The sequence below is a fragment of the Escherichia sp. E2562 genome (assembly GCF_005781075.1).
Taxonomy (GTDB): Bacteria; Pseudomonadota; Gammaproteobacteria; order Enterobacterales; family Enterobacteriaceae; genus Escherichia.
In genome coordinates this window covers 1-2529 of sequence record NZ_VATM01000037.1, presented here as the reverse complement: position 1 = coordinate 2529, position 2529 = coordinate 1, and the positions used below count along the sequence as shown (strand labels likewise).

Genomic DNA, 2529 nt, shown 5'->3' with positions numbered 1-2529 from the left:
CCTGTCACGTACAGGTGGCACTCTTTTTCGAACCCTGGTCTTTATGATCGCGCTCGCATTCAGCTATAAATATGATGAAGTTAATTCAGCTTATTTATGAGTGAAATCACTATGGCTCCTTTGCACGCCATATATAGCCCCTCCCGTTGTGCAAGTTATTTTTCATCTGTGTAACGGAAGTTAGTTGCATTCGTATATCCGGCCTCTCTTACGCTACCGTCGTACCCGGCCATGATGTGTGATTAGGGCAATACCCTGAAGATAACAGTCATCATCAGGGTTGATTAATAAGTGGTTCAGCGTTCAGGAAAAATCTACAGAAAAAGGGATTGTATTTGTATTTTTCTCAACAATAGCCACATCTCTCCTGTTGTTTAATAACGCTCATGACAATTATCGCTGGTGTTCCTTAAATTAATTTTCATAAAAATCTCAAATTCCTGCTTCCGCTAAAATCCAATATAAAATTCACACAAACCACATTACTTTTCTGAACAAAAAAGCCACCAACCATCTATTAATGTAATTTCCATACCTTTTCTTTATTTCACTTACATAAAGTTTAGGATTATTAGATGTGTTTTTCCTAAACGACATAAAAAAACCACATTAACTCCACGTACAAACCACTAAAACCAATCAATACAATGAACAACTAACACTTTAATAAATTTATTGCATCTAATATTACAGATATTCTTATTTAGCAACTTGCATGTTTACGCCTTACAAGGCTTCAGGAAGAAAAATAGTGCAATAAGAAACATCTCGCCATTTAAATTTAAGGATGAAAGTGAGTGATATGAAATCAGCAAAAAACAGCTTATCGACACGGGCGATAGCCATTTCAACGGTATTATTTACACCCATATCCCTGGCCGTACCCCCACCCACAGAGCTAAATAGCGTTGTTATCATTAATAATGGCGAAGAAGCAAAAATTATTGCCTCTGAAGGTTACGATCCCGGATGGAATAATTTTACTTCTTTGACTGTAGGTAAAGATTCTAATGGCTCATTACTCATTGATAATCTTTCATTTATTACTGCCAGTGCTACCGTAGGTAATAACTCTGAAGGTTCCCTCACTTTATCCAACCATACCAACTGGCAGTTTACTAGTTCTTCATCCAACTTGTATTTGGGTACAAATGAAGGTTCCGGCACGGTATATGTGTTAGAAGGCAGTAAGATAAGTGACCTGAAGGAACTAAGGATTGGCGAGTATTATGGTGATGCCAAAGGGTTGATGGTTATTGATGGGGAAGACTCATCGGTTTCCTCTAACATTGCTATTGTTGGCGATCAGGGAATCGGCAATTTACGTATTACGAATGGCGGTACACTCACTACCTCAGCTCAGGTAGCTATTGGATATGCTTATCCAGGCAATAGTGCATCAAAAAATCGTAATAGTTATGGCGAGGTTCTGGTTGATGGTAAAAATTCAACATTGAATGCTGAATATGTTTATCTTGGTGGATTCAGCCCAGATGTTGCTTTTAATACTACCGGTATCCTTACCGTTAATAATGGTGCAACAATCAATGCCAATTCGTTTATCTGGGTTACTCTCGCACCTGGCGCCACAGGCGTTTTAAATATTGGTGGTGCGCAAGGTGAGGCTGAACAGCCTGCTGGTTCGATTAATACGCCATTTATTCATTTGGGAGCCGTAGATCCTTCCTCCACGTCGATAGTAAACTTTAATCACTCCAGTACCGATTTTCTGCTGGCCTCCGATATTCAGGGGAACGGCCAGATTAATCAAGTTGGCTCAGGAACGACAACATTATCTGGTTCCAATAGCTATGCTGGTGATACCAATATAACCAAAGGCAGTTTACGCGCAGGTAAAGAAAATACCTTCAGCCCCAACTCCGATTATATTGTCGACAGTGAAGGCCATCTCGATTTAAACACTTATTCGCAAACATTAAATACTCTGGCGCTGGCTGGAACAACAACGTTGTCTTCGTATGAACAGGGTCACGAGTTCACGCCGACCACGCTGACCATTAACGGCAACTACACCGCCGATGATGGCCTGTTAGTCATGCATACTGTATTAGGCGATGATAATTCCGTAACGGATAAACTCATCATAAAAGGTGATACTTCCGGTAGCACCCGCATTATGGTCAACAATGCAGGCGGTCTGGGCGCGGATACTCTGGAAGGAATAAAAATTGTCGAGGTTGACGGCCTGTCAGAGGGCGTTTTCAGTAAAGAAGGTCGTATTGTTGCCGGTCCCTATGACTACAACGTGGTAAAAAGCGACAACCAGAACTGGTTTTTAACCAGTGAAATTCCCGCAGGACCGTATACTCCGGTACTACCCGTCATCCCGGACCCCGATCCTGAGCCACCTGTAACACCTGAGCCCCCTGTAACACCAGAACCGCCAGTGACACCGGAGCCGCCTGTTACGCCATCTGTTCCACAACCAGAACGAAAACATCTGTATCGCCCGGAAATTGGTAGCTATCTGGCCAATATTCAGGCGGCAAATACGCTGTTTAATACCCG

General features: G+C 42.1%; 1 protein-coding gene. It reads left to right on the top strand.

What is annotated here, in order from left to right:
• Positions 1-802: 802 nt before the first annotated feature.
• The coding region (locus FEK43_RS22615; protein WP_240783153.1) for an autotransporter outer membrane beta-barrel domain-containing protein at positions 803-2529 on the top strand (1727 nt) is incomplete at its 3' end.